Here is a 6,110-nt window from a genome sequence, read left to right on the forward strand (position 1 = left end):
GGCAATTTATGTTAGAGGGAAAGCGAGAAAGAAGTTACCCGCGCTGCTTAAAAGTGAGTAAGAATGGTTATCCTGTCGCAAAAAGGAAAAATGCCGCTCACCTTAAGTGAACGGCATTACGCTTAGGCGCTCTTTTTGTTGGGCTTTAGTCCTATAGCAGATAAGCGAAACGCTTTGTTATAGTGATAATATTAACCTGTGCACAATAGGGACATATTTAATGGATGCCAGTGAGTTACAACCAGTAGAGCAGTTTTTAGCGGCTCATTCACCTTTTGACACGCTACCCAAAAATATTATTCAATATTGTGCTAGAAATATTAGCATCGGTTATTACAGTAAAGCTTCTGCATTTGTTGAGTTCGATAAAGATAATCCGAAATTATACATTGTACGAAGCGGTGCATTTGAGGTGCGCGATCCGGAAGGTGTGTTGGTTGACCGTGTTGGCGAAGGTGAGTGTTTTGGTTTTTCCACTTTATTATCGGGTGAAAAAGTGGTTAATAAAGTGGCCATTCTAGAAGATGGTTTGGTTTATCATTTGCCACAATCAGTGTTTGCAAAATTACGTTCCGAACACCGCAGTTTTGACCAGTTTTTTGCCCGTGCTTTTGCTAAACGCTTACGCAATGAAACTAAATTTAGTGCCAAAGACTTGACTACGACTAGCCGTATTACTTCCATCATGTCATCTCAGCCCATTATCATCGATGCTCGGGCAAGTGTTATGGATGCGGCTAAATTAATGCGTGAACACCGGGTGTCATCGGTGCTAGTTATCGATAATCAAAAATTAACCGGTATTTTGACTGATCGAGATTTACGTAATCGAATTATCGCAGAAGGCTTAGATGTCAATACGCTGGTGAGTCAAGCCATGACAATCAATCCAGTGACAACTCACGCCAATGCATTAGTGTTCGAAGCAATGTTGGCGATGAGTGAGCATAATATTCACCACTTACCAGTGGTTGATGGTAGCCGCGCCTTAGGGATGATAACCAGCACAGATATATTGCGTTCACAAAGTTCTCAACCTTTACTGCTTATTGGCGAAATAGGGCGACAAGCTAGCATAGAGAAACTGATTCAAGTAAGTAAGCAAATCCCTTTACTGTTACAAAATTTGATCAGTGCCGATGCTAGGGCTGAAGAGATTGGTAGAGTATTAACGTCGGTAACCGACGCATTAACCCGTCGACTGATTGAATTGAATCAACAGATTTTAGGTCAGGCACCAATGGCGTTTTGTTGGTTAGCTTTTGGTTCACAAGGCAGGCAAGATCAGGTTGCTTGTTCTGACCAAGATAATGGCTTATTGCTGGCCCACGAGCCCGATGAGTTTGCCGCTGCTTATTTTGAAGCGTTAACAAAAGCAGTATGCAAAGGGTTAGATGAATGCGGTTATATTTATTGCCCTGGTGACATTATGGCGCAAAATCCTAAATGGCGATTGTCTCTAGCGAAGTGGAAAGGGCTTTTTTCAAGATGGGTAAATACGCCAGAACCAAAAGCTTTAATGCATGCAAGTATATTTTTCGACATGCGCCCAGTGTTTGGGCCGTTGAGTTTATTCAGTGACCTGCAAGATGATGTATTAGCCGCTACACAAAATAACGATATTTTCCTTGCCGGAATGGCAGGTAACTCATTAACTGAATCACCGCCATTGGGATTTTTTAGGAAGTTTGTCCTTGAGCGTGATGGTAGTGAGGTTAAAGGCATGGATCTAAAACATAAAGGAAGTGCATTAATTAACGACATTGCCAGAGTGTATGCGTTAAGTGCAGGAATTGCTGAGGTTAATACTGCGAAGCGGATCCGAGCGTTAATGGAGGCTAATATTATTAATCGTAAAGATGCACTTAACTTGGCGGATGCTCATGAGTTTATCGCGCACATGCGTTTAGCTAATCAGGGCTATCAGGCAACCAATAATTTACCTGTGAACAATTATTTAAAGCCACAACATCTTTCTTCATTAATGCGCCATCAGCTTCGTGATGCATTCAAAGTGGTACACGATGCCCAAGCGGGAATAAAACTTAAGTTTATGAGGAGCTTTTAGTGGCCAATCTTTGGTGGATAAAAGCGGTGTTGTGGCGTAAAAACATGAGCACTTTACCTTCATTACTCAACACGTATTTAGAAGCAATATCGCCGGCGTTAACAAAATCATTTTTAGACGCACCATTGATGGCGATTGATCTTGAAATGACCGGATTAGATCCAATCCATGATCAAGTCATCAGTATCGGTTTATTACCGATTATTAAAGGGGTCATTCCGCTCGATAAAGCACAACATATGATGATTTCCATTAGTGGCAGTGTAGGGCAGAGTGCAACGGTTCACGGTATTGTGGATAATCAATTACACATGGCGTTGACGTTAGCAGAGGCAATTGATTGGTTTTTAGCGCAAACAAAAGGCTATATTTTGGTGGCGCACCACGCACCGTTAGACATCCAGTTTATTCAGCAGCAATTGATACGCTGTTTTGGACAATCAATTCCGTTGGTATTTATCGATACACTCGCCATAGAAAAGAAACGCTGCTTAATGCAACAGTCTGTATTAAAAGAAGGTTCGTTACGCTTGAATGCAAGCCGTGAACGTTATCGCTTACCCGTTTATTCTGCCCACAATGCGCTTATTGATGCATTATCTTGTGCAGAATTGTTGTTGGCTCAGGTGGCGGCGATGGGTGATATTAAAAAATTGTCTGTTAAAGACTTAATTAACGTGTATCGCTAGAAATAAAAAAGCCAGTCATCGAGACTGGCTGGTCTACTCTACGGACAATACTATTTATTCAGCACTTTTCGCTTTATTGAAAAAATAATCAACCGCAGGTTTAATCAATTCAAGTGCGGTTTTATCGCAAGGCGGTAATGCAGCATCACTGGTGTTAATTGGCGTGGTGCGTTCGCCCCATTTTAACAGTAAGGCTGCGGAGGTTAATCCCGCACCAAACGCACAAGACAGAATAGTTTGATTGGCTTCAATTCTACCTTGAGATAACGCATCACGAATCGCAATAGGGATAGTGGCAGCTGACGTATTGCCATAATCAGCGATATTAACGAAAGCTTTTTCTTTTGGAATTTTCATTCGGCTTACGAGAGTATCAATAATTCGTTCGTTTGCCTGATGCGGAATAACAAAGTCGACATCATCGATGCTGATACCACAGTTGTCTAATACCTTATTACTTAAACTTCCCATGCCATGAATCGCACGTTTAAACACATCTTGACCATTGATATGAATGTAAAAATCCAATGAGTCATTGTCAAATCTATCCATCTGGGTGCCAAAGTTAGACTTTAAAATATCGCGACCTTCAGGATCGTTATTTAATTCATAACCTAATACGCCACCAGGTTGGTCACTTGCTTCAAGTATTACCGCACCAGCACCGTCACCAAATAACACCGCAGTTTCACGTCGAGACCAGTCTAGATAAAAAGATAAACGTTCGGCACCAATAATCAGGATTTTCTTACTTTGGCCGCTCTTTATCATTGAGCTCGCCAAACCAACACCGTACAAAAATCCACTACACGCAGCATTAATATCAAATGCACCGCAGGTAGCGCCAATATTTGCCTGTACCGTTGATGCAATATTTGGGATCAAGGTATCAGGGCTGGCGGTGGCAAGAATAATTAAATCTAATTCACTGCCATCAATTCCTGCAGCGGCAAGTTCATGCTTAGCTGCAACCGATGCCATTTCAGAAGTATTGACATGACTGATGTTACGCTTACTAATACCAGTACGTGTTTTAATCCATTCATCCGTCGTTTCCATGAATGTGGCTAAATCTTCATTGGTCAATGTTGCGGGCGGAACTGACTTACCCCAACCGGTAATGTGTGCATACTGCATAAGAGGTTCTCTCAATACGTTTCAATAGTTAATTAAATTTATATACAAAATCAACAGCTTGAATTCAATCTGTTGATGTTAAATGCTTAAATGGTCATGACTAAGATTTGTTATTGTTATTATGACTTAATTTTTTGTTCTACTAGTTTCGTGATTGATGCTGATGCATGCAAGATATGCTCACGTAATAAAGTCGTGGCCTTTTCTATATCACGATTTTTACATAATTCCAGTAACACCCTATGTTCCCTTTCTGCTGTTGGGATCCCTCCGGTAAACAATAACTGTAGGCGAATATAACGATCGCAATTAGTGTTTAACCCGTTAACCACTTCCATTGTATGGGGACGATTAGCAGCTTGATATAAACGAGTATGGAATCGAGTGTTAAGCTCACTCCAACTTGCTACAGATTCTTTCAATTTAAATGCCAACTCAAGTTGAACCAGTACGGCTTCAGCTTCGACAAGATCGTCGTCAGATAGGTTAGGGATGGCCTTAGCTAATAAATCAGATTCGATCATAGCGCGTAATTCAAATAATTCAGTGACTTGCTCAACAGATAAAAGCGTTGCCGTGGCACCTTTATGCGGTTCGAAATTAATCAAGCCTTCAGCTTCTAATTGTACTAACGCTTCACGAACAGGAATGCGACTTACGTTCAATTGTTCTGCAATAGCAGACTGCCTAAGCGGTTCTCCTCCTTGTATGTCACCAGAAAGGATCCGTTCTCTGAGCGCCTCAACAACAAGTTGCGTGCGAGTTTTATGAATAATAGGAGGTATATTGCTCATGTATTTTATAATAATCACTAATTTCTTCGAGCAAGGGTAACGCTTAGCTGCCGCTTTATAAAGTGAAACCTATACAATTATGCAGATTAAGCTCATAAAACCGCGGTAAATGAACAAATTAATAAAAATATTCAGTTTATCTGGCCCCAAATTCATCCCAATGGGATAATCGACACAGTATAGAGTTTAAGGAGTATTAGGTTGAATAAAGCAGTATTTCTCGATCGTGATGGCGTGATCAATAAAGACAATGGTTATGTTCATACCGTTGACGACTTTGAATATATCGACGGTGTATTTGAAGCTTGCCTCGCATTAAAGCAGATGGGTTACCTATTAGTAGTAGTGACTAATCAATCTGGCATTGCTCGTGGTATGTACAGTGAAGATGATTTTCACCATTTAACGGAATGGATGGATTGGAACTTTGCCGATAAAGGCGTCGAACTTGATGGTATCTATTATTGCCCACATCATCCAGAAAAAGGTTTAGGTGAATATAAGCAACAGTGCGATTGCCGTAAACCAAAACCAGGCATGTTAATTTCAGCTGCTGATTTTTTGAAAATTGATCTGAGTCAGTCAGTGATGATTGGTGATAAAGCTGATGATATACGTGCAGCAAAAGCTGCTGGCGTTAACACTGCTATTTTGGTTCGTTCAGGTAAAGTGGTAGACGAGGTCGGAATTGAACTGGCCACTGCAGTTGTTGACAGTATCGCTGATGTCCCAAGTTTATTAAATCAATTACTCGCAAAATAATAGAATCGTAAATTCAAAGCTATTATTTCAACTGTTCATATATAAGGTATCTCCAACTTATATATGAACAGCGATTTTCAATTTGACTACTTACTTCATTTTACATTCTCTTCCTTTATATACTAGCCAGCATTTCATTTGTCAGTGTCAAATCCTCGAAACTAAATTAAGTTATGCTGCCCCAAGAGTGCATATCGTTAGCGTGAAGAAAAATGACCTAAGGAGCTAACGTTATATTAACGTTGTTTCAGCAATGTTTTGGACTCAACAGGCTAAATTACCGACTTAAACCACTAGGAACCGCATAATAAGCCTTATATAGATAGCGAAAATACATTTGATGTTTACCGTAGAGTACCTTTTTTGTTTAAAAAGTCAGCGGATACATTCATGAACATGGCTTTAAGTTCAAATAGTGTGCAGTTGAGCCATAATAGTCATAAAAACCATAGAAAGCCCTTGCGCTATAAATTGGTTTCCCTATAATACACCCCACTGACACGGAACGCAGCGTCTAACGCTAGTTGCCAGGTCCGCTCTTTAACAATTTATCAAGTAATCTGTGTGGACATTCACAGGTATTGAGTTATTCGAAATTGTCTTCTGTTCTTCGGAATGTTGGCAATCAAAAAATTTAAACTCAATGCAACGATGAGTGTT

The 6,110-nt window shown here is 40.3% G+C and carries 5 protein-coding genes; 3 read left to right on the top strand and 2 right to left on the bottom strand.

What is annotated here, in order from left to right:
- The first annotated feature begins 220 nt into the window (after positions 1-220).
- Together H5202_RS16955 and H5202_RS16960 are read left to right on the top strand one after the other, a co-directional pair.
- Positions 221-2,068: a DUF294 nucleotidyltransferase-like domain-containing protein gene (locus tag H5202_RS16955; RefSeq protein ID WP_182773114.1), complete on the top strand. Its 1,848-nt coding sequence runs from the start codon at positions 221-223 to the stop codon at positions 2,066-2,068.
- On the top strand, positions 2,068-2,757 hold the full coding sequence (locus H5202_RS16960) for an exonuclease domain-containing protein (protein WP_182773115.1): 690 nt from the start codon (positions 2,068-2,070) through the stop codon (positions 2,755-2,757). Before H5202_RS16955 ends, H5202_RS16960 begins: the two co-directional genes overlap by 1 nt.
- A 54-nt stretch (positions 2,758-2,811) precedes the next feature.
- Here H5202_RS16960 and H5202_RS16965 read toward each other — a convergent pair whose 3' ends face one another.
- Together H5202_RS16965 and H5202_RS16970 are read right to left on the bottom strand one after the other, a co-directional pair.
- Entirely contained in the window at positions 2,812-3,894 is a 1,083-nt protein-coding gene (locus H5202_RS16965) for a ketoacyl-ACP synthase III (protein ID WP_182773116.1), read from the bottom strand.
- Positions 3,895-4,013: 119 nt separating this feature from the next.
- Positions 4,014-4,688, bottom strand: a complete 675-nt coding sequence (locus H5202_RS16970) for a GntR family transcriptional regulator (RefSeq protein ID WP_182773117.1) — start codon at positions 4,686-4,688, stop codon at positions 4,014-4,016.
- A gap of 201 nt (positions 4,689-4,889) precedes the next feature.
- Here H5202_RS16970 and gmhB point away from each other — a divergent pair, with 201 nt between their 5' ends.
- Complete coding sequence (gmhB, locus tag H5202_RS16975; protein ID WP_182773118.1) at positions 4,890-5,450, top strand: D-glycero-beta-D-manno-heptose 1,7-bisphosphate 7-phosphatase; 561 nt, start codon at positions 4,890-4,892, stop codon at positions 5,448-5,450.
- Positions 5,451-6,110 lie beyond the last annotated feature (660 nt).

It is taken from the genome of Shewanella sp. SG41-4, assembly GCF_014164505.1.
Taxonomy (GTDB): domain Bacteria; phylum Pseudomonadota; class Gammaproteobacteria; order Enterobacterales; family Shewanellaceae; genus Shewanella.